Source organism: Cochlodiniinecator piscidefendens (genome assembly GCF_011326755.1).
Taxonomy (GTDB): Bacteria; Pseudomonadota; Alphaproteobacteria; order Rhodobacterales; family Rhodobacteraceae; genus Cochlodiniinecator; species Cochlodiniinecator piscidefendens.
Window position 1 is genome coordinate 448,264 of the sequence record NZ_JAAOIE010000003.1, and the last position, 21,032, is coordinate 469,295.

General features: G+C 51.7%; 24 protein-coding genes. 16 read left to right on the forward strand and 8 right to left on the reverse strand.

Translation table 11 applies throughout. The features are described from left to right. Positions 1 to 53 precede the first annotated feature (53 nt). Entirely contained in the window at positions 54 to 737 is a 684-nt protein-coding gene (gene rpe / locus G9C99_RS11095) for a ribulose-phosphate 3-epimerase (protein ID WP_166417546.1), read from the forward strand. 10 nt (positions 738 to 747) lie between these two features. Here the strand turns inward: rpe and G9C99_RS11100 are convergent, their stop codons facing one another. Next, complete coding sequence (locus G9C99_RS11100) at positions 748 to 1,698, reverse strand: L-threonylcarbamoyladenylate synthase (protein WP_166417547.1); 951 nt, start codon at positions 1,696 to 1,698, stop codon at positions 748 to 750. Positions 1,699 to 1,815: 117 nt separating this feature from the next. Here G9C99_RS11100 and G9C99_RS11105 point away from each other — a divergent pair, with 117 nt between their 5' ends. The 5 genes from G9C99_RS11105 (at position 1,816) to G9C99_RS11125 (ending at position 5,903) form a co-directional block, all read left to right on the forward strand. Beyond that, entirely contained in the window at positions 1,816 to 3,534 is a 1,719-nt protein-coding gene (locus G9C99_RS11105; RefSeq protein ID WP_166417654.1) for an acyl-CoA dehydrogenase, read from the forward strand. A gap of 2 nt (positions 3,535 to 3,536) precedes the next feature. Continuing rightward, on the forward strand, positions 3,537 to 4,574 hold the full coding sequence (locus G9C99_RS11110) for an MBL fold metallo-hydrolase (protein WP_166417548.1): 1,038 nt from the start codon (positions 3,537 to 3,539) through the stop codon (positions 4,572 to 4,574). 2 nt (positions 4,575 to 4,576) lie between these two features. Beyond that, a complete protein-coding gene (locus G9C99_RS11115; protein WP_166417549.1) occupies positions 4,577 to 5,038 on the forward strand; it encodes a DUF6173 family protein in 462 nt (153 codons plus the stop codon). A 78-nt stretch (positions 5,039 to 5,116) separates the two neighbouring features. Then, positions 5,117 to 5,257, forward strand: coding sequence for an aa3-type cytochrome c oxidase subunit IV (locus G9C99_RS11120; RefSeq protein WP_166417550.1), 141 nt, complete (start codon positions 5,117 to 5,119; stop codon positions 5,255 to 5,257). 43 nt (positions 5,258 to 5,300) lie between these two features. Next, a complete protein-coding gene (locus G9C99_RS11125) occupies positions 5,301 to 5,903 on the forward strand; it encodes a hypothetical protein (protein WP_166417551.1) in 603 nt (200 codons plus the stop codon). Positions 5,904 to 5,948: 45 nt separating this feature from the next. Here the strand turns inward: G9C99_RS11125 and G9C99_RS11130 are convergent, their stop codons facing one another. After that, complete coding sequence (locus G9C99_RS11130; protein ID WP_166417552.1) at positions 5,949 to 6,278, reverse strand: AzlD domain-containing protein; 330 nt, start codon at positions 6,276 to 6,278, stop codon at positions 5,949 to 5,951. After that, positions 6,269 to 6,985 (reverse strand): AzlC family ABC transporter permease, encoded by a 717-nt coding sequence (locus G9C99_RS11135; RefSeq protein ID WP_166417553.1) that lies wholly within the window; start codon positions 6,983 to 6,985, stop codon positions 6,269 to 6,271. The genes G9C99_RS11130 and G9C99_RS11135 overlap by 10 nt, the downstream gene beginning before the upstream one ends. 50 nt (positions 6,986 to 7,035) lie before the next feature. Here G9C99_RS11135 and G9C99_RS11140 point away from each other — a divergent pair, with 50 nt between their 5' ends. Genes G9C99_RS11140 through G9C99_RS11155 form a run of 4 tightly spaced genes read left to right on the forward strand, consistent with a single transcriptional unit; the run spans position 7,036 to position 10,299 of the window. Next, complete coding sequence (locus G9C99_RS11140) at positions 7,036 to 7,920, forward strand: formate dehydrogenase accessory sulfurtransferase FdhD (protein ID WP_166417554.1); 885 nt, start codon at positions 7,036 to 7,038, stop codon at positions 7,918 to 7,920. After that, positions 7,917 to 8,537: a molybdenum cofactor guanylyltransferase MobA gene (gene mobA, locus G9C99_RS11145; protein ID WP_166417655.1), complete on the forward strand. Its 621-nt coding sequence runs from the start codon at positions 7,917 to 7,919 to the stop codon at positions 8,535 to 8,537. Before G9C99_RS11140 ends, mobA begins: the two co-directional genes overlap by 4 nt. Beyond that, positions 8,534 to 9,037: a molybdopterin-guanine dinucleotide biosynthesis protein B gene (gene mobB / locus G9C99_RS11150; protein WP_166417555.1), complete on the forward strand. Its 504-nt coding sequence runs from the start codon at positions 8,534 to 8,536 to the stop codon at positions 9,035 to 9,037. The genes mobA and mobB overlap by 4 nt, the downstream gene beginning before the upstream one ends. After that, the gene (locus G9C99_RS11155; RefSeq protein WP_166417556.1) at positions 9,034 to 10,299 is read left to right on the forward strand and encodes a molybdopterin-binding protein; all 1,266 of its coding nucleotides are present in this window, start codon (positions 9,034 to 9,036) and stop codon (positions 10,297 to 10,299) included. The genes mobB and G9C99_RS11155 overlap by 4 nt, the downstream gene beginning before the upstream one ends. A gap of 3 nt (positions 10,300 to 10,302) precedes the next feature. On the opposite strand, the gene G9C99_RS11160 is transcribed toward G9C99_RS11155, so the two are convergent. Continuing rightward, positions 10,303 to 11,319 carry a hypothetical protein gene (locus tag G9C99_RS11160; protein WP_166417557.1) on the reverse strand — a complete coding sequence of 339 codons (1,017 nt, stop codon included), beginning with the start codon at positions 11,317 to 11,319 and terminating at the stop codon, positions 10,303 to 10,305. 23 nt (positions 11,320 to 11,342) lie between these two features. After that, positions 11,343 to 11,813 carry a transcription elongation factor GreA gene (greA, locus tag G9C99_RS11165; protein ID WP_166417558.1) on the reverse strand — a complete coding sequence of 157 codons (471 nt, stop codon included), beginning with the start codon at positions 11,811 to 11,813 and terminating at the stop codon, positions 11,343 to 11,345. A gap of 486 nt (positions 11,814 to 12,299) precedes the next feature. On the opposite strand from greA, the gene G9C99_RS11170 reads away from it, so the two are divergent. From G9C99_RS11170 to G9C99_RS11180, 3 genes are all read left to right on the forward strand, one after another. Next, complete coding sequence (locus G9C99_RS11170; RefSeq protein ID WP_166417559.1) at positions 12,300 to 13,952, forward strand: electron transfer flavoprotein-ubiquinone oxidoreductase; 1,653 nt, start codon at positions 12,300 to 12,302, stop codon at positions 13,950 to 13,952. A gap of 109 nt (positions 13,953 to 14,061) precedes the next feature. Further along, complete coding sequence (locus G9C99_RS11175; protein WP_166417560.1) at positions 14,062 to 15,756, forward strand: tetratricopeptide repeat protein; 1,695 nt, start codon at positions 14,062 to 14,064, stop codon at positions 15,754 to 15,756. Further along, positions 15,746 to 16,579 carry a 4-(cytidine 5'-diphospho)-2-C-methyl-D-erythritol kinase gene (locus tag G9C99_RS11180; protein ID WP_166417561.1) on the forward strand — a complete coding sequence of 278 codons (834 nt, stop codon included), beginning with the start codon at positions 15,746 to 15,748 and terminating at the stop codon, positions 16,577 to 16,579. The genes G9C99_RS11175 and G9C99_RS11180 overlap by 11 nt, the downstream gene beginning before the upstream one ends. Here G9C99_RS11180 and G9C99_RS11185 read toward each other — a convergent pair. Next, positions 16,572 to 17,570, reverse strand: a complete 999-nt coding sequence (locus G9C99_RS11185) for a polyprenyl synthetase family protein (RefSeq protein WP_166417656.1) — start codon at positions 17,568 to 17,570, stop codon at positions 16,572 to 16,574. The genes G9C99_RS11180 and G9C99_RS11185 overlap by 8 nt on opposite strands. Positions 17,571 to 17,624: 54 nt before the next feature. Between G9C99_RS11185 and G9C99_RS11190 the strand changes: the two genes are divergently transcribed. The 3 genes from G9C99_RS11190 (at position 17,625) to G9C99_RS11200 (ending at position 18,884) form a co-directional block, all read left to right on the forward strand. Then, a complete protein-coding gene (locus G9C99_RS11190) occupies positions 17,625 to 17,840 on the forward strand; it encodes a putative signal transducing protein (RefSeq protein WP_166417562.1) in 216 nt (71 codons plus the stop codon). Then, positions 17,841 to 18,605 carry a tRNA1(Val) (adenine(37)-N6)-methyltransferase gene (locus G9C99_RS11195; protein ID WP_166417563.1) on the forward strand — a complete coding sequence of 255 codons (765 nt, stop codon included), beginning with the start codon at positions 17,841 to 17,843 and terminating at the stop codon, positions 18,603 to 18,605. It abuts the gene before it with no gap. Positions 18,606 to 18,716: 111 nt separating this feature from the next. Next, a complete protein-coding gene (locus G9C99_RS11200; protein WP_166417564.1) occupies positions 18,717 to 18,884 on the forward strand; it encodes a DUF465 domain-containing protein in 168 nt (55 codons plus the stop codon). Positions 18,885 to 18,963: 79 nt separating this feature from the next. On the opposite strand, the gene phbB is transcribed toward G9C99_RS11200, so the two are convergent. After that, on the reverse strand, positions 18,964 to 19,689 hold the full coding sequence (gene phbB / locus G9C99_RS11205; RefSeq protein ID WP_166417565.1) for an acetoacetyl-CoA reductase: 726 nt from the start codon (positions 19,687 to 19,689) through the stop codon (positions 18,964 to 18,966). Positions 19,690 to 19,769: 80 nt separating this feature from the next. Further along, positions 19,770 to 20,945, reverse strand: coding sequence for an acetyl-CoA C-acetyltransferase (locus tag G9C99_RS11210; RefSeq protein ID WP_166417566.1), 1,176 nt, complete (start codon positions 20,943 to 20,945; stop codon positions 19,770 to 19,772). Between the last annotated feature and the right edge of the window lie 87 nt (positions 20,946 to 21,032).

Sequence of the window (21,032 nt, forward strand, 5' to 3'; positions counted from 1 at the left end):
TAGGAGGGGCGCAACCCCAATTTTGCCGTCACTGGCCCCCGAGGAGAGCTAAAATGTCCTTTGATCGTTCTGTGAAAATTGCCCCGTCGATTCTATCTGCTGATTTTGCTAATTTTGGTGCCGAATGCGAAGCCGTGGAAGCGCAGGGCGCTGATTGGGTGCATGTTGACGTGATGGATGGGCATTTTGTGCCAAATATCACATTTGGCCCGGCCACCTGCAAAGCAATCCGTCCTCATATTAAGGGCGTTATGGATGTGCATCTGATGATTTCGCCTGTCGATGCTTATATCGAGGCTTTCGCAGATTCAGGGGCCGATGTGATTACCGCCCATGTCGAAGCCGGCGCGCATGTTCACCGCACTTTGCAAGCGATCCGCGGCGCCGGGGCGAAAGCGGGTATTGCGTTGAACCCGGGGACGCCTGTGGAAAGCGTCGATTATCTATTGGACATGGTGGATTTGGTTTGTGTCATGACAGTGAACCCCGGATTCGGCGGTCAGAAGTTCATTCACTCGCAAGTGGAAAAAGTGCGGGCTTTGCGCGCGATGATTGGTGATCGGCCAATTCATATCGAGATCGATGGTGGTGTTACGCCAGAAACTGCGCCATTGGTTGTTGAAGCAGGGGCAGATGTTTTGGTTGCAGGATCAGCGGTGTTCAAAGGTGGATCTGTTTTGAACCCAGCACCATATGGTGAGAACATTCGGGCGATCCGGGCGGCTGTTGCAGGTTAAGCCCTGCGCATTACCTTGGAGCTGCGGCGCGGGTTAAACGATCATTGATCGCAAGACCAAGGCCGGTATTGGGAATGGGCGACACGGCGATCGTGTTTGCCTGCCCGTCGAGCTGATGCATGTAATCAAACAGATTTGCTGCGGCCTCCACCATATCGGCGGATGGTGAAAGATTAAGTGTGGCGCCGTCGACAGGTCCAAATCCGAGAAGAATTTCATCCTCGCGAACAGATTTCGCATTCAGGCGCATTATTGCGTTCGGTGCATAGTGCGACGAAAGTTGCCCGGGTGCCGTGGGTGCCGCACCCGGAATATGCGTTAGTAAAGTGCGCCCGATGCAAGCCTCAATGACTTCAACAGGAAGGCCGCCGGGGCGCAATAATGTTGGTTCAGGATCAAAGCCGATGATGGTTGATTCAACGCCTACTTCGCATGGGCCCGCATCGACAATGGCGTGAATGCGTCCGTTTAGGTCGGCCAAAACATGTTCGGCAGAGGTCGCGCTGATGTGCCCTGATAAGTTCGCGGAAGGGGCCGCGATGGGTTTGCCAAACACGCGCAGTAGGCTGGAGGCAATCGGGTGTGCGGGTACGCGTAAGCCGATAGTGTTCAATCCGGCGCTGGTGAGGTGTGATAGGTCAGAATTTTTTTGTAATGGCACGACCAATGTCAGCGGCCCGGGCCAAAATGTTGCGGCAAGACGCAAGGCGTCTTCGCTAAATGCGCCGAATTTTTGCGCCATCTCCAGGTCAGCGACATGCGCAATAAGGGGATTGAAACTCGGGCGTCCTTTTGCCTCGAATATTTTTGCTACAGCCTGTCCATTGCAGGCATCACCGCCAAGACCGTAAACGGTCTCGGTCGGGAGCGCGACAAGGCCACCATTATGCAAAATGGCAGAGGCTTTTTCGAGGCCTGCCTTATCAGTTGCAAGGGTTTCCGTTTTTAGTTCAATCGACATTTGCGCGCCTGTGACGTTGCGTCTCTGTTGCCCCGTGGTGTGGGCAAGATACCCTAGGGGTGAAGAATGGAATTTGCGCTGTTTCTACACACTTTGGCGCATTTGGGAAGGGAACACATGGCTTATCGTGCACCGGTTGAAGAATATAAGTTCATCTATGACCATGTGGTTGGTTTTGACCAAGTGCGGGCGACGGATCAATTCGGTGAGGCAAGCGCGGATCTAACCGATGCGATCTTAGGCGAAGCAGGTAAGCTTTGTGATGAAGTATTGGCGCCGCTACAGCGCAACGGTGATCTCGATCCGGCACAGTTGGAAAACGGTGTAGTGCGCACGTCAAAGGGGTTTGCTGGCGGATACCAAGCTATCGCAGAGGGAGGCTGGGTCGGCATGGCTGCAACACCTGATTTTGGTGGAATGGGTTTGCCCATGACCGTTGCTTCAAGTGTGAATGAAATGATGGCGGGGGCCTGTCTGTCCTTACAACTCAACCCGTTGATGACACAGGGCCAAATCGAAGCGTTGGAACATCATGCGTCAGATGAGATCAAAGACGTTTATCTGCCAAAGCTTGTATCAGGTGAATGGTGCGGCACCATGAACTTAACCGAGGCGCAGGCGGGGTCTGATGTTGGCGCGCTGTCGAGCAAAGCGATTGAGAACGGTGACGGTAGTTTTGCGGTGACCGGGCAGAAGATTTTTATCAGCTGGGGCGATAACGATTTTTCGGGAAATGTCTGTCACTTGGTGTTGGCGCGGCTGCCAGATGGGCCAAACGGAACCAAGGGGATCAGTCTGTTTCTCGTGCCAAAATACATGCCTGATGCTGAAGGGAATCCAGGTGTTGCAAACAGTTTAAAGGTTGTTTCGCTTGAAGATAAGATGGGCCTGCACGGTTCCCCGACGGCGGTTATGCAATTTGATGGTGCAACCGGGTGGATGATTGGCGCACCGCACAATGGAATGAAGGCAATGTTCACGATGATGAACAATGCACGCCTTGGAGTCGGGGGCGAAGGGATCGGTGCCGCAGAAGGTGCGTATCAACATGCTGTGTCCTATGCGCTTGATCGTAAACAGGGACGTAGCCCTATTGAAGGTGGCACTGGTGCGATTATAGACCATGCGGATGTACGTCGCATGTTAACGTCAATGAAGGCTGAAATCTTTGCTGCGCGCTCCATCGCATTGTCCTGTGCTGTTGCGATCGACATGGGGCGTGCCTCTGGAGGGCCGGACTGGGCTGCACGCGCTGCGTTTTTAACACCAATCGCAAAGGCGCATGGCACCGATATTGGGAACGAAGTGTCTTATATGGGCGTGCAGGTACATGGGGGTATGGGCTTCATTGAAGAAACCGGAGCCGCCCAATATTGTCGGGATGTTCGTGTAACTGCGATATACGAGGGCACCAATGGCATTCAGGCGATGGATTTGGTGGCACGTAAATTGATGGACGGGGGCGAAGCGGCGTTCAGATTGCTTGAAGAGGTTGAAGAAACCGCCGAAGCCGCGCGTCTGGATCATCCTGATTTGGCTGAACCTTTGTGGTCCGCTGCCGAAACCATGCGCGAAACTGTTGAGCTTTTTGTTGCTCAACCCGATTTGAACGAACGTTTCGCAGGGGCGGTTCCGTTTTTACGCGCGTTTGCTCGGGTGCTTGGGGCGCATGCGCATTTAAAGGCCGCTGTCGCTGCGGGCGATGGGCCACGGGTTGCGCTGGCCGCCTTTTATATTAAGCGGCTGTTGCCTGAGGGGCTGGCTGCCATGTCACACGCACGCGAAGGGGCTTCGGGCTTGTATGCCCTAAGCGCAGATGATTTATCGGCGCAATGAACATGACATTTGAACCCTTGAGATACCCGTTCCCCGAAGCGCCCGTCGAGGGCGAAGCGACAGAGGTCGCGCCGGGTGTGCTGTGGATGCGTTTGCCCCTGCCAATGAAGTTGGACCACGTAAACGTATATGCGTTAGACGAAGGCGATAGTTGGACCATTATCGACACGGGATTTGACAGTAAGCGGACCCGCCGTGTGTGGGAACAACTGTTGGCTGGGCCGATGCAAGGAAAACCTGTTTCGCGCGTGGTGGTGACGCACCATCACCCGGATCATGTTGGAATGGCTGGATGGTTCCAATCTGAACACGGGGCAGAGCTGTGGACTACGCGCACTGCTTGGTTGTTTTCACGTATGTTGATGTTGGATGAGCAGGACACGCCGCCAGCCGAAACCATAGAGTTTTGGCAATCCTGCGGGATGGATGCTGAGATTTTAGAACAACGCAAACAGGAACGTCCGTTTAACTTTGCCGATGTTGTGGCCCCTATGCCGCTGGGTTTTAAACGTATGAAGCAGGGGGATGTTGTTCGAATCGGCGGGCGCGATTGGGATATTCACATGGGCAATGGACATGCGCCTGAGCACCTGACGCTGTGGTCGCGCGATGACAATCTTGTGATTTCGGGCGATCAAATTATCGCGTCTATTTCGCCAAATGTAGGGGTCTATGCGACGGAGCCCGAAGCGGACCCATTGGGGGATTGGTTGGAGGCTTGTGAACGCTTAGCCCCGCTCGCGCGTGAAGATCACCTGGTTTTAGCGGGGCATAAGCTGCCGTTTACGGGTTTGCCATCGCGTATGCGTCAATTGATTGAAAATCATCATGGGGCCTTAGATCGACTGATGGCTCACATCAAAACCCCTAAGACTGCCGGCGATTGCTTTGTGCCACTTTTCAAGCGCGCGATAGGGGCGGGTGAATATGGCCTTGCACTGGTCGAAGCAATGGCCCACGTTTCGCACCTATATCAGATTGGTAAAGCCACACGCATGCGCCGCGATGACGGGGCTTGGTTGTGGCAGGCAAGGGACTAACGATGGCTGACGAAATTCAAACCTCCGCTGAGGCTGCAGAGGCAGATGCGCTCCCGAGATCGCGCAAGGTACGTTGTAATCCAGACGGCAGTATCACGGCTGGTAGCGAAGAGGTCCCCGAAACGGTTGCTAAAACACCCGTTCAGCAAAAAAGCGCGGCGCAATGGGCCTATGAGCGGATCATCCTCTATATCCAAAACTTCGAAAAAACGTTGGATAACGAACAAGAAGCCGCGATGGGATTTGCGGGTGGCGATGTGGGCGTTATGCGAATCGAAGGCATGGGGTATTTTGATCCAGACCTGATCACATTTTACGGCACAGACGAAAACGGTTCAAAAACGCAGCTTGTCCAACATGTGACTCAGCTTAATGTTATGTTACGGGCATTGCCCAAGGCTGTTGAACATGTTGAACCTAATCGAATTGGGTTTCGGTTGGCCAAAGATTTGGAAGACTCTTAACGCATTTGGTCGCATGGGCGTGACAGAACCTTTGAAATCGTCTAAATGGACGAAAAAGCGAACTCTAAGGATATACAGATGGCTGACGAAAAATTTGAACACGGTAAAATGGATACTACTGCCCAAGAAAAAGCCTATGATGGCTTCATCAAAGGGTCCATCTATGTGTCATGCGCCGCTATCGCCGTGCTGATCATCATGGCCGTTTTTAATAGCTAATGATCTTTGGGGCTCAGGCCTCATCAAAACGGATAGATTTTCAATGCGTCGTTTTCTGTTGTGTTTGTTCTTGCCGGCTCTTCTGGCTGCTTGTGGTTCCACAGCTGAGCCAAAATGGGCGCCAGACGATGAGGTCGCCCAGGCGGTTTATCGGCATGATGGGCCGACCTCTTTGACCCTTTTTACTGTGATCAGTAACCGCTCCAACGCGGGCGCGCATTCTGGTTTGATGGTGAATGGCAGCCAGCGGGTTTTGTTCGATCCGGCGGGAACATGGTATCATCAGCAAATTCCAGAAAGAAATGATGTTCATTTCGGTGTGAATGAGCAGGTGCTTTCTTTCTATATGGATTTCCACACGCGTGAAACTTATCGCACAGTGGTCCAAACCGTTGAAGTTTCGCCTGAAGTTGCGGAATTGGCGCTGCGCATCGTTCAGAACTATGGCGCTGTTCCTAAAGCCCAGTGTTCGCGCAGCATTTCAGATGTTCTGTCGCAGCTTCCTGGTTTTGAAAGCATTTCAGTCAGTTGGTTCCCAAAGCGTACAATGAACGCTTTCGGTGAATTACCGGGTGTGAGAAGTGAAACTGTTTATGATGACGATGCCGACGACAATAGTTCTGTTTTGGCAGGGCAAGGCGCCTAAATCAGTTTCGATTTTGAAAAAAGCCCCGCGGTTGCGGGGCTTTTTTTATGCCAGAAAATAGATCATCACCAATAATGTAATGATTCCGCTTGCGATTGAGGCAAGTACATTTTTGCTAAAATACCCGACCGCAAATGCAACAAGAGCGGCCAGTAGCCGTGACGGATCAGGCTCGCCTTGCGTTGCGGCAGGCCATAAAATGAGTGGTGCAACCAAACCAGGCAGAACGGCAACGGGTGTGTAGCGTAAATGCCGAAGAATCCAGTCGGGAATGTCGCGATCACCAATGATGCCGACGAATGAAAACCGGATGAAAAACGTGCCAATCCCGATCAATACGATGTTGGTCCATATTTCAAAGGTACTTAGTTCCATTTTCCGCGCCTTTCTAGCCAAAGCTCGGTTTGCGCCCCGGCCATCATGGCAAGAACGGCTGCGATGAGTAATCCTAGGTTCAAAGGTAAGAATGCAAAGCCCAGTGCCGCACTGACAGACACTATGACCGCGATCATATGAGCTGGGGTTCGAATGGCTGGGCCGATTAAAGAGAGAAATGTAATCGGTAGCGCGAAGTCGAGTGCGAATGCGTCTGGTATTGCGTTGCCAACCAATGCGCCGACTAAGGTCATTCCAAACCAGAATGGTGAAATTAAGCTCGCAGCACCAAGAAAATACGCCACTTTTTGATTGGTCGGCATTTCTGGTTTCTTTTCGAATTCGGAAACAGCCAAAGCGTAGTTTTGGTCGAATAAGAAAAAACTGGCCAGTGCGCGTTGCCAGAGAGGAGCAGGGCCTAGATACGGGGCAAGTGCCGCTGAATACATGGCCATACGCAAATTCACCGCAAGCGCTGTCGCGAGAACAATAATGGTGGGCGCGTTGTCGACCATTTGCTGAATTGCCGCGAATTGCGCCGCACCCGCGACGGCGAGCAGACTAAAACTAAAAGTCTCCAAAATACTTAAGCCGGCTTCGGTTGCAACAACGCCAAACAGCGTGGCAAATGGGATCGCAACGAGCAAAAAAGGCGCCCCGTCGCGTAGACCGCGTAAGTAGGCGGATTTGATGGTGGAGGAAGCCATGAAGTGTCCCTAAACTATACTCGACTATCCATGCCTCTAAAGTTGGGAAGATGCAAATGACAACCCGTGATGACCTCGATCATTTTTTGATCGCTCCAGATCCCAAACGGGGTGATCTAACGCGCGCCGTGATCGGGCGGGACCATAACGGAGATGAAATCCCGCTTTCTGTTGTCGAGGAACGCCCGTTGACGATTTTCTTAAATGGCCAAGAGATCGTAACGGCCATGACGATAGGCGATTATCCTGAATACCTTGCGCTTGGTTTTTTGCGTAACCAAGGGATGCTACAGCCTGGCGAAACCGTTTTGGGGGTGGACTACGATGCTGAATTGGAAACCGCAGTGGTGCGCACTGATGGGCAAACGACCTACGAAGAGAAGTTAAAGAAAAAGACGCGCACCTCTGGCTGTGCTGTTGGCACGGTTTTTGGGGACATGATGGAAGGGCTTGAAGGGTTGGAATTGCCGCAAACAGCGCTTCAAACTTCGTGGCTGTATCGATTGTCAGCACAAATTAATCGCACCCCGAGCCTGTATTTAGAAGCGGGTGCTATACACGGAACTGTCTTGTGCAAAGGGGATGTTCCTCTTGTTTATATGGAAGATGTTGGGCGTCATAATGCGGTCGATAAAATTGCCGGATGGATGTTGTCTGAAGGTGTGTCAGCGGATGATAAAATTCTCTATACAACCGGTCGATTGACCTCTGAAATGGTGATTAAGACAGCGATGATGGGCATTCCGGCGCTTGTGTCCCGGTCGGGGTTTACGGCTTGGGGTGTTGAAATTGCGCGCGAAGTTGGATTGACGTTGATTGGACGTATGAAGGGCAAGCGGTTTGTTTGTTTGGCGGGAGAAGAACGTCTGGTTTGGGATGCGGACCCTAACCAGATCCCAGATGAAAATCGCAAACATGGGCGTAAGGGCAACTGATGGATATTCTAGGTGTGATATTGGCTGGCGGTCTGGCAACCCGTATGGGTGGCGGTGACAAAAGCCTATTGCAGTTGGGCGGGCGCTCGATCTTGTCGCATGTTATTGATCGGATTGAACCTCAGGTTGCGGGGCTGGCTTTGAATGCAAACGGGGATGCGACCCGTTTTGATCGATTTGGCCTTCCTGTGATCTCCGATAGCATTGACGGGTTCGCTGGCCCGTTGGCTGGCGTTTTATCCGGTTTAGATTGGGCTGCGGCGCGTGGGGCATCGCACGTTGTTAGTGTTGCAGCTGATACGCCTTTTTTTCCGGCGGATTTGGTGCCTCAGTTGCGATTGGCGGCAGAGCTAAAGGGCGTTGAAGTTGCGCTTGCTGCTTCGCCTCATCCGAAAAAAGGAGTGTTGCGCCAGCCGACGTTTGGTTTGTGGCCTGTCGCATTGCGGGATGACCTGAGGGCAGCCTTAAACGATGGTGTGCGAAAAGTTGTGATTTGGACGGAAAAGCACAACGCTTCAGAAGCGGTTTTTCCAGTATTTCGAATTGATCCGTTTTTTAATGTGAACACACCAGAAGATTTGGAAAAGGCTGCGGCGATGATGGGTGGTAACACATGAAAATCTTTGGCGTCACCGGATGGAAGAACAACGGAAAAACCGGGCTGATGGAACGGTTGGTTTCTGAAATCATTGCGCGCGGATTTACGGTTTCTACGGTTAAACACGCCCACCACAGTTTTGATGTTGACCAAGAAGGTCGGGATAGTTTTCGCCACCGTGCAGCTGGAGCGCAACAGGTGATGCTGTCGTCCAATAACCGGTGGGCTCTGATGACCGAACTGCGCGAAGCGGAGGAACTATCGCTCGAAGAACTGCTGAAACAGCTTAACCCGGTCGATCTGGTTTTGATTGAAGGTTACAAAGCTGATCGCCATCCAAAGATCGAAGCACATCGCGCTGAAATTGGCAAAGATTTGATCGCGCGCTCCGATGATAGCATTGTCGCGGTGGCATCGGACATTGCCCTAGAGGGCATTGATGTACCGGTTATCGATCTAAACGACACCAATGCGCTGGCTGATTTTGTGCTGAACCACGCCGAACTGGAAAAAGTATGACTGAGCTAAAAGCACCGACGTTAAAAGATGATTGCTTCTCATTGCCACTAGGTGTGAATTGGACTCCTGTGGACGAGGCACTCGCGTATTTGCGCGCTGCTTTAGAGTGTGTCTGTGCAGTTGAAACTGTTGCAGTCGCAGATGCCATTGGCCGGATTTTGGCCAAAGATCACTTAGCGGTACGTTCAAATCCTCCAGCCGCAAATTCAGCCGTCGATGGGTATGGGTTTGCATTTGCGGCGATCCCATCCGGGGGGAACGCGGTTCCCTTGGTCGTGGGGCGCGCTGCGGCGGGCGCGCCTTATGATGGGCGGGTGCCGGAGGGTGCTGCAATTAGGATTTTGACGGGGGCAGTATTACCGGAAGGGGTAGACACAGTTGTCTTGGAAGAGGACTGCAATACGTCCGATACCGAGGTGGCCTTCGAAAAACCTAAAAGGGCCGGAGCGAACGCCCGCAAAGCGGGTGAGGATGTTGAAGCTGGTTCTGTCGCGTTTTCAAAAGGCACGAAACTGCGCTCCGTAGATTTAGCATTACTATCAGCATTGGGTTTGTCTGAAGTTCAGGTTTTCCGCCAACTTCGTGTTGGGGTGATTTCAACAGGGGATGAGTTGGTTGCGCCGGGTGCCACTCTTGATCCGGCCAAAACCTACGATGCGAACCGACCAATGTTACTCTCGATGGTGGCGCGATTGGGGTATGAAGCGCTTGATCTTGGGCATGTTGGCGATGATCGTGATGTGTTGCGCTCTGCGTTGGATGAAATGGCAACTCAGGTAGATGTTTTACTGACATCTGGCGGCGCATCTGCCGGGGACGAAGATCATATGTCTGCGCTATTGAATGAAGCTGGTGCAATGCAGATGTGGCGCATCGCTTTGAAACCCGGCCGACCATTGGCGCTTGGGCTTTGGCAGGGTGTTCCGGTTTTCGGTTTACCGGGAAACCCCGTGGCTGCCTTCGTTACTGCATTGGTTTTTGCGGTACCAGCCTGTGGAATTCTGGCGGGAAAATCTTGGAAAACACCACAGGGGTTTCAAGTGCCTGCAGCCTTTGAAAAGCGTAAAAAGGCAGGCCGTCGGGAGTATCTTCGTGCCCGTATGACCGATGAAGGCACCGTTGAAGTGTTCGCATCTGAAGGGTCAGGTCGCATTTCGGGGCTGACTTGGGCGGATGGGTTGGTTGAGCTCAGCGATGAGGCACAACACGTCCGTCCAGGCGATTTGGTTCGCTTTTTGCCTTACGGTAGTTTCGGGCTTTGATGTCTAGTCAAATGTGCCAGTTACACGGCCCAATAACATAAATGCCCGCGCGGTTCGGGTTGCTGACAGCTCAGCGATGTCTTGGTCTGTTGCTGTTTCGACAAACGTGACAAAAGATTTGTCAAACTGACGCAAGAAATGATGGGCGACGTCGCGAAAAATTGTGTCTTTGCGCATCCGCCCAGATGTCAGCGCGAGGCTTGAACGGTCACGAATGCCGCCGAGAGCTGCGATGGTGCGCCCGCGTTCGCCGTCGGCAAACTTTCTCCAGATATCTGGGCGCGCTAGGTCTGGGCGCAGATCATCCATGTAAATCCCATCTTGCGACAGAAGGGTCAGGGCATCTTGTGCTGCCTGCACAAGTTTGGCTGTTTCGCGCGACTTTAAGGCACGGCGTAGGGCATTAAAGCCTTCGACGTCATGTTCGTTTTCGGGAAAATTCAACGCGCGGATAAAGTCTGCGGTAGACAAAGGGTTGGTTATGTCTTCTGCCGTTGTACCTAGGGCGAGTGCGGTTTGTCCCTCATCGTCAATCGGTGGGGCGGGGAGCGCTGGCTTGGCAATTGCTACATCTTCGCGTTCACGCGACGATGTAAATGTCACCAATGCCGTTTCGGTCATCCGCTGGGCTGCGGCAATTTCATCTAGCTTTTTTTCGACAGATGTTTTGTTTACACCGCCTGCGTGGCTTTGTTGAAGATAGGTTTGGCGCATGCCGTCAATCGCAGCTTGCAGGCGCGCGCTCTCTTGTTTCATCGTACGTGAACTGCGCGCCGCCATGGCCCCAATCCAAATAACGGCTATTGGTAAAAAGATCGCCAATAGTGTCATGACGAAATTGAGCGGATCAAATGTGGACGTGCTGTCTGGCGCGCTGGCAAAAAAGAAAAACAGGGCTGTTAACCCCATCCAAGCCACACTGAGAACAATTGCAATCAGTTCTGCTGGCGTCACCTTGGGGTCCTCTGGCGCGTCATACACGCCGAGGTCTATTGGTGAATCGTTTTTCCGATCAGCCATAATTGGGCCTTGCTATAACAGAGTTAAGAAAACACAACCTTGAGCACTTCGTAGCCGCGATCCCCACCGGGGGTTTTCACTTCTACACTGTCACCTTCTTCTTTGCCGATCAATGCGCGTGCGAGAGGCGATTTGATATTCAGCAGCCCGCGCTCGATGTCAGCTTCGTGTTCTCCAACGATTTGAAATGATTTCTCTTCGTCAGTGTCTTCGTCAACCAAGTCGATTTTTGCCCCGAATTTGATTGAGCCAGATAGAGTGGACGGATCAATGACTTCGGCCAAAGACAAAATTGCCTCTAGCTCTTTGATGCGCCCTTCGATGAAGCTTTGTTTCTCGCGCGCCGAATGGTATTCGGCGTTCTCAGATAAATCGCCGTGTTCTCGGGCTTCGGCGATCGCTTTGATCACGGAAGGGCGTTCGACGGATTTCAAATGCTTTAGTTCGGCATCAAGCGCGGTGTGACCCGCGCGTGTCATTGGTATCTTTTCCATAAATCTCCGGTTCCTGTTGCGGGATTGATAAGGCTTATTGTTCTTAACCCGACTGGGCGGGATGAAGTCAAGGGGCGGTCGTCGGGTGATATGGTACCGCTCCAAGAGATCAGTGGCAATTTTCGCACTGCTTGGCGGGGTTACGCGCAATGTATTTCTGCATGAAGTGAACCAGTTTTCCGCAGTAGTCGACCAAATCAGTTTGGGAATCACTGCTAATGTTTGCTTGGGAATTACCTTGGAATGACCGAAATTTATGTAATGGCTAAAGAAGTTTCGAAGCGCTAGTTAGCACGGGAATAACCCAGAAGCCGAACTCAGGGGATTTTGGTATAGAATTTGTCGAAAAATCAGTTTTTTGTTTCGGATTATTGTGATCTGTCGCCCGTATGTAATTGGATGTCGCGTTATAATTGACCCCGGCCCCTTGGTTGGGATAACGAGTGCGGAAGATTCAAATACCACACGCGCTGCAAGGGAAAGAAAATGACCGAGATCGAACGCGAGTCCATGGAATACGACGTAGTTATCGTAGGTGCAGGCCCTGCTGGTCTATCTGCTGCGATCAGATTGAAACAGTTGGACGCTGACCTAGAAGTTGTCGTGTTGGAAAAGGGATCCGAAGTTGGCGCGCATATTCTGTCTGGCGCTGTTCTTGACCCTGCTGGTTTGAATGCCCTGATTCCTGATTGGAAAGAAAAAGGCGCACCAATCACTGTTCCGGTGAAAGAAGATAATTTTTACGTTCTGGGTGAAGCTGGCAAAATTCGCGTTCCCAACACGCCAATGCCTCCATTGATGAACAACCACGGCAACTATATCGTATCTATGGGCAACGTGTGTCGCTGGATGGCGGAACAAGCAGAAGAACTGGGTGTTGAGATTTTCCCAGGCATGGCGTGTTCAGAGCTGATCTATGGCGATAACGGCGAAGTCAAAGGTGTGATCGCTGGCGAATTTGGTATCGAAGCTGACGGAAGCCACGGTGCTAACTACGAACCCGGTATGGAGCTGCATGGTAAATATGTATTCCTTTCTGAGGGTGTGCGTGGTTCGTTGTCGAAGCAAGTGATCTCTAAGTACGACCTTGCCAAAGACAGCGACGTTCAAAAATACGGCGTCGGGATGAAAGAAATCTGGGAAATTGACCCAGCCAAGCACAAAGAAGGCACCGTGACCCACACTATGGGTTGGCCTTTGGGTAGCAATGCGGGCGGTGGTTCTTTTATCTATCACCTCGACAACAACCAAGTTTACGTAGGTTTTGTTGTTCACTTGAACTACAAAAATCCACACATGTTCCCTTACATGGAATTCCAGCGCTTTAAGCATCATCCTATGATCGCTGAGTTGTTAGAAGGTGGTAAACGCATCGCTTATGGTGCGCGCGCGATTACTGAGGGCGGTTGGCAGTCTATGCCAAAAACCTGCTTCCCGGGTGGTGCGTTGTTGGGTTGTTCTGCCGGTATGGTTAACGTGCCGCGCATTAAGGGTAACCACAACGCAATGATTTCAGGCAAAGCGGCTGCTGAAGCGGCTTATGATGCGATCAAAGCAGGACGTTCTGGTGATGAGCTGACGGCTTATGAAACAGACGTAAAAACCGGCCCAATCGCAACTGACCTAAAACGCGTGCGCAATGTGAAACCACTCTGGTCAAAGTTTGGCCTAACTGCATCATTGATGCTCGGTGGATTTGATATGTGGGTGGCGAACCTAACTGGTTGGAACCCACTGGGAACGTTGAAACACGGTAAAAACGATGCACAAGCGACCGAAGAAGCGTCCAAGCATAAGGTCATCGATTATCCGAAACCTGACGGCAAATTGTCTTTTGATCGTTTGACTAACGTCAGTTTCTCCATGACCAACCATGAAGAAAGCCAGCCTGCACACCTACGTTTGACTGATGAGAACGTGCCGGTGAACGTGAACCTGCCAAAGTTTGACGAACCTGCGCAGCGTTACTGCCCTGCTGGCGTATACGAAGTGGTGCATGAAGAGGGTTCTGATCCTCGCTTCATCATCAACTTCCAAAACTGTGTTCACTGTAAAACCTGCGATATCAAGGATCCGTCTGAAAATATCACATGGACCACACCGCAAGGCGGCGACGGACCAAATTACCCGAACATGTAATTCACAGTATAAATCTTTTGCGAGCGGGGCGTCCTTTTGGGCGCCCCGCATTGCGTTAGGGCTGCTGAGCTACTAGGTTTCACCTAACGCAACATAAGGCAGGCGAGTAATGACTGGAATTTTCAAAGCTTTAGCGGTTTCGATGATCGCATTGACGACCGCTTCGCAAAGTGTAGCCCAGGGCAATTCTGGCGCATATCTTGCTGCGCGACACGCGAGCTTTTATTCTGATTTTGACGCTGCTAGCCTATACTTTACGCGTGCGCTTAGCGCGGATCCGTCCAATCAAAATTTATTAGAAAGTGCCGTTACTGCTTATATGGGGTTGGGGCGTTTTGATACGACGCTGCCAGTCGCGCAGCAACTGCATATGATCAATGCGGATAATCAAATTGCAAACCTTGCGCTGATTGCGGGTGCGTTAAACGCAGATGAATTGGATGGCTTTACTGCTGCAACTGGCCCAGAGATTAGCGTCGGACCTTTGGTGGATGGATTACTTCGGGCTTGGGCATTTGCGGCCGAAGGCCAGATGTCTGCAGCTTTTGACGCGTTTGACCTAGTTATAGCTGAACAATCGACAGCTGTTTTTGGTCTTTATCATAAGGCGCTTGCGCTAGCGAGCGTTGGAGATTTCGAAGGGGCGGATGAAATCCTATCAGGTGCAGCAGCGGGGCCATTGCCAGCCACGCGTCGTAGCATCATGGCGCATATTCAAGTGCTTAGCCAACTTGATCGCAATGCGGATGCGCTAGAACTCCTAGGGGCAACCTTTGCTCAGGAACGCGGTAATGATGTCGCTTCGCTACGCGCGGCGTTAGAGGTGGGGGAGCGTATTCCATTTTCTGTGGTGAGCTCTGCGTCGGAAGGGTTTGCAGAAGTCTTTCATTCTGTTGCTGCGGTGCTGGCACAGGATGCCCCGGCAAATTATACTATTCTTTATGCGCGCATTTCATCTTATCTGCGCGCTGATTTTACGGATGCGCATCTTCTTACGGCAAACTTGCTCGAAGACTTGCAATTGTATGATCTGGCAACGGATGTATACAGCGAAATCCCGGTGGACGATCCATCCTATTTTATCGCGGCGATGGGCCGCGCAAATAGCCTTTATCAGGCTGGGCAGGGTGAGGCTGCGATCGAGGCTTTACGCGCATTGGCACGTAGCCATAGCGGGCTGGCAATTGTGCATTCAACGCTAGGTGATTTTTTGCGTCGGGATGATTTATTTGAAGAATCCGTTGCGGCTTATGATAGCGCGATTGCTTTGTATGGGACGCCGGAGCCAAACCAATGGCGGACTTACTACGCGCGTGGCGTATCTTATGAACGACTGGGGGACTGGGAGGCGAGCGAGGAAAATCTTCGCGCAGCTTTGGAGCTGAGCCCCGGGCAGCCATATGTATTAAACTATCTTGGATACTCGCTTGTTGAGAAACAGGAAAAACTTGATGAAGCGCTCAGCATGATAGAACAAGCCGTCGCGGCGCGCCCTGACGATGGCTTTATCATCGATTCCCTAGGTTGGGTATATTATCGGTTGGGTCGTTTCGACGAAGCGGTAGCTCCAATGGAGCGTGCCGTTGAATTGGCGCCTCTTGATCCAATCCTTAATGACCACTTAGGGGATGTATTATGGGTTGTTGGACGTCACCGCGAAGCGGAATTCCAGTGGCGGCGCGCATTATCATTTGAACCAGCCGAAGAGGATGCTGGTCGAATTCGTCGTAAGCTTGAGGTTGGCTTGGATGAAGTATTAGCAGAAGAAGAAAACGGTGATCTGGTAATTTCTGGTGACGAATAAAGAATTTGCACCAGCTAAGGTGAATTTGGCGCTGCACATCACAGGGCAGCGCGGGGACGGGTATCATTTTCTAGATAGTCTCGTTGTCTTTGCTGGAGTCGGTGATACGCTCTCGGTGCAAGATTCTGATGTGCTTTCGCTTCAAATTGACGGGGCCTTCGGTGAAGGATTGCATGCAGAAAAAGACAATCTCGTTCTACGTGTAGCGCGTTTAATGGATATCAGTAAAGCGGCGCTTTGGCTAGAAAAGGATCTGCCTATCGCTTCTGGCATTGGTGGAGGATCTGCCGACGCTGCTGCTGCGTTAAGATTGCTATCTCGGCATTTTGGTCAGGCGCTGCCCTCAGAAAAAGATACTCTCACGCTTGGCGCCGATGTACCTGTATGTTTGCGAGGAACGCCAGTACGGATGCGCGGGATCGGTGATATTCTTGAGCACGTTCCGTCGTTGCCACCGTGCTTTATGGTTCTCGTCAACCCGGGTGTTGGGGTGTCGACCCCAGCTATTTTTAAGTCGCTGACACGCCGAAACAATGCGTCTATGGAGATGACTGATCAATTCAGTACCTTTGCTGAATTGATCATTTGGTTGCGAGGACAGCGCAATGATATGCAGGCTGCTGCGATTTCAATTGCGCCGGAGATTGCAGACGTTTTGGTTGCATTGGAGGGCGTCCAAGGTTGCGCGCTGTCTCGTATGTCCGGATCAGGCGCTACATGTTTCGGTTTGTTCGAGACTAAAGAGGCTGCTGCTCAGGCTGAACAACACTTGAGGGAGCAGCACCCTGATTGGTGGGTGCAACACGCGCCAGTCCTTAGTTGACGCGAGCCACCACATAATCAGCAATATCAGAAAGCATTTGACGTACAGGATGTTCAGGCAAGGTGTTGATAGCCTGTTTTGCTGCATCTGCCCACGCGAGCGCATCTTGGCGTGTTTCTTCCATCGCGTTGTGTTTGTTCAGTAAAGCGAGCGCATGCTCTAAATCGCCGTCCTGTTGGTCACCCTTTTCTATGGTCCGCTTCCAGAACGCGCGTTCGGTATCATCCGCTTTTGCCACAGCCTTGATAACTGGAAGGGTCAATTTACGTTCACGGAAGTCATCACCAATGTTTTTTCCGATCGCATCTGAACCCCAATAATCAAGAAGATCATCAACAATCTGGAAGCTAACACCCAATGCATCGCCATAAGTGAACAGAGCGTTTACAACGGCATCCGGGGCTGCGGCGATAACGCCCCCCACTTCGGTTGCAGCAGAGAAAAGCGCGGCCGTTTTGCCTCGAACAATCTGAAGGTAGATGTCTTCATTCGTCGAAAGGTCTTGCGCAGCAGTCAACTGTAGCACTTCGCCTTCTGCGATTGTTGCGGAGGCATTCGCCAGAATATCGAGAACCTTCAATGACCCGGTTTCGACCATCAATTGAAAACTGCGTGAAAACAGATAATCGCCAACCAGAATGCTAGATTTATTATCCCACAGCAAATTGGCTGTTGGTCGGCCACGGCGTTGACCGCTTTCGTCTACAACATCATCGTGCAGCAAAGTTGCTGTGTGAATGAATTCAACAGTTGCAGCGAGGTGAACGTGATATTCACCTTGGTACCCGCACAACTCAGCCGCAGCGAGGGTTAACATTGGGCGCAGGCGCTTGCCACCTGCTTCGACCAAGTGGGCGGTGACCTCTGGTATGCGCGGGGCGTGTTTTGAGGCCATGCGTGCACGAATTAGATCATTCACTTTGCCCATTTCCTCAGACAGGAAATCGCTAAGTTGTTCGTGCGGTTTTACAGTTGATTTGTCCAGCACCATCACAGCCTCGTCAGATGGGTCGACAGCGCGCCGTTCACCCATTATGTCCTCAATATGAAAGAGCTTTTAAGAACCAACGACCCGACTCTGATCGCCTATGCAAAAGCACTCCTTCAAGGGGAGGGTATAGACTGCTTTGAAATGGACGTAAATATGAGCATTTTAGAAGGTGGCATTGGCATTATGCCGCGGCGACTTATGGTTTTGAAGCAGGACCATTTTGTGGCCTCAGCTGTATTGCGGGACAACGATATTCCGTTGGGGCAATAGATGTTTGCACCAGATGCTTTAACGCAGGATGCTTTTCTTAATGGTGCCCTTAAAATTTGGCAACCTCGCAAAGGATATCGTGCGGGTGTGGACCCGGTATTGTTGGCCGCAACTGTGCCCGTAAAATCGGGGCAATCCGTGTTAGAGCTGGGCTGCGGTGTCGGGGTAGCGAGCCTATGTTTGGGGCGGCGTATCAGTGGATTACATTTGGCTGGCCTTGAGTTGCAAATGCCTTACGCCGAACTCGCACGCCGCAATGGGGTTGAAAACAACCTAAATTTTTCTGTGTACGATGGGGATTTGCGTCAACTCCCCCAGGACGTACGCGACAACCGCTATGACCATGTTATTGCAAATCCTCCATATTATTTACGTAGTCAAGGAACGGGATCACAAGACACCGGGCGCGATGTCTCGTTGGCAGGCGACACCCCGTTGGATGAATGGATAAAGGTCGCTGCAAAGCGTCTGTTGCCCAAAGGATATCTGAGTGTGATTCAAGATATGCGTCGTCTGCCCGAACTGCTTACAGCAATGGAAACACATGTAGGAAGCATTGAAATGCAACCTATAACGGGTCGAGAAGGGCGCGCCGCGAATCTCGTGATTGTACGGGGGCGTAAACTAGGGCGTGCAGCATTTAAATCGCATGCGCCTATAGCGTTGCACGCCGGACAAGAGCACGAACGGGATGGTGACGATTATGCTCTGAATATTTCTAACGTCTTACGGCATGGGGCTTTTCTTCCTTTTGCCTGCGATTAACGGATTCGCAAGGTTTTGCCGTTCAACCTGTCGGTGTCACGAAAGGGGTGACAGAACCAAAAATCTATGATCGACTGGTTTTGTAACAAACATATGAATAGGAGGACGGGAATGAGCACATCTTCGCACGTGGCGGAATTGCGCAAAAAACACCAGATGCTGACGGACAAGGTAGAGGCTGCGCAACGCAGTCCCGGCTCCAGTGATTATGATATTGCATCGATGAAAAAGCAGAAACTGAAATTGAAAGAAGAAATTTCTCGTTTCGAAAGTGCCTAGCGGCCTGCTAATTTAGTTGCATTGAAATAAAAAAAGGCCGCCCAGAACGGGCGGCCTTTTCAGTTTCTGATTTTTGAAGTTACACGACGAATTGTGCGCCATTTGCAGAAATGGTTGAGCCAGAAATAAAACCAGCATCGTCAGCAGCCAAGAACGCCACACAACGCGCGATTTCTTCTGGTTCACCAAGACGGCCTACCGGAATCTGTGGGATGATACGTTCGTTCAGAACTTTTTCGTCAATGGCGCGAACCATTTCGGTTCCGATGTAACCGGGGCAAATTGCATTCACCGTAATGCCTGCACGCGCACCTTCTTGTGCCAATGCTTTAGTGATACCCAAATCGCCAGCTTTCGCGGCAGAGTAGTTTGCTTGGCCGGCTTGGCCTTTTTGGCCATTGATTGACGAGATGTTGATCACACGACCAAATTTGCGTTCACGCATACCCGGCCAAATAGGGTGGGTCATGTTGAAAACACCAGACAGGTTAGTGTCGATGACTTCTTTCCACTGTTGTGGGGTCATGCGGTGGAACATTGCGTCGCGTGTGATGCCCGCGTTGTTTACCAGAACATCGATAGGCCCTAAGTCTGCTTCCACTTTAGCTGCGCCTTCGGCGCAGGCGTCGTAATCTGCGACTGACCATTTGTAAGTCGGGATGCCGGTCTCTTCTGTAAATTTGGCTGCGGCTTCGTCGTTGCCTGCATAATTCGCTGCAACGCTATAGCCCGCGTCCTTCAGAGCCTTGGAAATTGCCGCGCCAATGCCGCGGGTGCCTCCGGTGACAAGTGCTACTCGTGTCATATCTTCTCCTAAATCGGCCATGCAATCAAGTTACAACTTTGTTACGTTGCGCGCAACAAAGTTGCGCGCACGAATCTTACTTAGTCGCGTTCGACGCAGAGTGCAACACCCATACCGCCGCCGATGCACAATGTCGCAAGACCTTTTTTCGCGTCACGACGTACCATCTCGAAAAGCAAAGTATTGAGGACACGGCAGCCTGAAGCGCCAATTGGGTGACCGATCGCAATTGCGCCGCCGTTGACGTTTACGATTTCGGGATTCCAGCCCATGTCTTTATTGACGGCACAGGCCTGCGCAGCGAAGGCTTCGTTTGCTTCTACGAGGTCGAGATCTTCGGCCTTCCATCCAGCTTTTGAGAGTGCCTTTTTCGAAGCAGAAATTGGACCAACGCCCATGATGGATGGGTCTAAGCCGGCTGTTGCATAGGATGCGATACGTGCCATTGGTTGAATGCCGCGTTTTTGCGCATTGTCCGCGCTCATCAAAAGAACAGCTGCTGCGCCATCGTTCAAACCAGAGGCATTGGCAGCGGTGACTGTGCCATCTTTGGTAAATGCGGGGCGCAGTTTTTGCATAGATTCCATTGTGGCACCGTGGCGGATGTACTCGTCAGATTCCACGACCGTTTCACCCTTGCGTGCTTTCACAACGAATGGGGTGATCTCATCAGCGAATTTGCCCGCGTTTTGGGCGGCTTCCGCCTTGTTTTGCGAAGCAACAGCGAAAGCATCTTGCATTTCACGAGTGATTTCCCACTGCGCCGCAACATTCTCAGCGGTTTGGCCCATGTGGTATCCATTAAACGCATCCCACAGGCCGTCACGGATCATCGAATCGATATACTTCATGTCACCCATTTTTTGGCCAGCACGCAGGTGTGCGACATGGGGTGACAAAGTCATGTTTTCTTGGCCACCGGCCGCAACAACATCTGCATCGCCAAGCATAATGTGCTGTGCACCGAGCGCGACAGCGCGCAAGCCAGATCCGCACACTTGGTTCAATCCCCAAGCAGATGATTCAACCGGGAGACCTGCATTGATATGCGCTTGGCGTGCAGGGTTTTGGCCTTGGCCTGCTGTGAGAACTTGGCCTAAAATGGTTTCAGAAACTTCGCCGGCCTCAATGCCTGCGCGTTCAACAATAGCCTTAAGAACAGTTGCGCCTAAATCATGCGCAGGGGTGTTTGCAAATGATCCCCCAAAGCTTCCGACAGCAGTCCGCGCAGCGGAGGCGATTACGACGTTGGTCATGTATTGGTTCCTCTTCCATCTAACCATTGGACGAGGCGTGCATCAGTTTGATGCTAAAATCCGCGTCCGTTCGAGGCTTTATGTACG

Coding starts and splice junctions, on each gene's coding strand:
- rpe (WP_166417546.1), top strand. CDS start 54: ATGTCCTTTGATCGTTCTGTGAAAATTGCCCCGTCGATTCTATCTGCT.
- G9C99_RS11100 (WP_166417547.1), bottom strand. CDS start 1,698: ATGTCGATTGAACTAAAAACGGAAACCCTTGCAACTGATAAGGCAGGC.
- G9C99_RS11105 (WP_166417654.1), top strand. CDS start 1,816: ATGGCTTATCGTGCACCGGTTGAAGAATATAAGTTCATCTATGACCAT.
- G9C99_RS11110 (WP_166417548.1), top strand. CDS start 3,537: ATGACATTTGAACCCTTGAGATACCCGTTCCCCGAAGCGCCCGTCGAG.
- G9C99_RS11115 (WP_166417549.1), top strand. CDS start 4,577: ATGGCTGACGAAATTCAAACCTCCGCTGAGGCTGCAGAGGCAGATGCG.
- G9C99_RS11120 (WP_166417550.1), top strand. CDS start 5,117: ATGGCTGACGAAAAATTTGAACACGGTAAAATGGATACTACTGCCCAA.
- G9C99_RS11125 (WP_166417551.1), top strand. CDS start 5,301: ATGCGTCGTTTTCTGTTGTGTTTGTTCTTGCCGGCTCTTCTGGCTGCT.
- G9C99_RS11130 (WP_166417552.1), bottom strand. CDS start 6,278: ATGGAACTAAGTACCTTTGAAATATGGACCAACATCGTATTGATCGGG.
- G9C99_RS11135 (WP_166417553.1), bottom strand. CDS start 6,985: ATGGCTTCCTCCACCATCAAATCCGCCTACTTACGCGGTCTACGCGAC.
- G9C99_RS11140 (WP_166417554.1), top strand. CDS start 7,036: ATGCAAATGACAACCCGTGATGACCTCGATCATTTTTTGATCGCTCCA.
- mobB (WP_166417555.1), top strand. CDS start 8,534: ATGAAAATCTTTGGCGTCACCGGATGGAAGAACAACGGAAAAACCGGG.
- G9C99_RS11155 (WP_166417556.1), top strand. CDS start 9,034: ATGACTGAGCTAAAAGCACCGACGTTAAAAGATGATTGCTTCTCATTG.
- G9C99_RS11160 (WP_166417557.1), bottom strand. CDS start 11,319: ATGGCTGATCGGAAAAACGATTCACCAATAGACCTCGGCGTGTATGAC.
- greA (WP_166417558.1), bottom strand. CDS start 11,813: ATGGAAAAGATACCAATGACACGCGCGGGTCACACCGCGCTTGATGCC.
- G9C99_RS11170 (WP_166417559.1), top strand. CDS start 12,300: ATGACCGAGATCGAACGCGAGTCCATGGAATACGACGTAGTTATCGTA.
- G9C99_RS11175 (WP_166417560.1), top strand. CDS start 14,062: ATGACTGGAATTTTCAAAGCTTTAGCGGTTTCGATGATCGCATTGACG.
- G9C99_RS11185 (WP_166417656.1), bottom strand. CDS start 17,570: ATGGTGCTGGACAAATCAACTGTAAAACCGCACGAACAACTTAGCGAT.
- G9C99_RS11190 (WP_166417562.1), top strand. CDS start 17,625: ATGAAAGAGCTTTTAAGAACCAACGACCCGACTCTGATCGCCTATGCA.
- G9C99_RS11195 (WP_166417563.1), top strand. CDS start 17,841: ATGTTTGCACCAGATGCTTTAACGCAGGATGCTTTTCTTAATGGTGCC.
- G9C99_RS11200 (WP_166417564.1), top strand. CDS start 18,717: ATGAGCACATCTTCGCACGTGGCGGAATTGCGCAAAAAACACCAGATG.
- phbB (WP_166417565.1), bottom strand. CDS start 19,689: ATGACACGAGTAGCACTTGTCACCGGAGGCACCCGCGGCATTGGCGCG.
- G9C99_RS11210 (WP_166417566.1), bottom strand. CDS start 20,945: ATGACCAACGTCGTAATCGCCTCCGCTGCGCGGACTGCTGTCGGAAGC.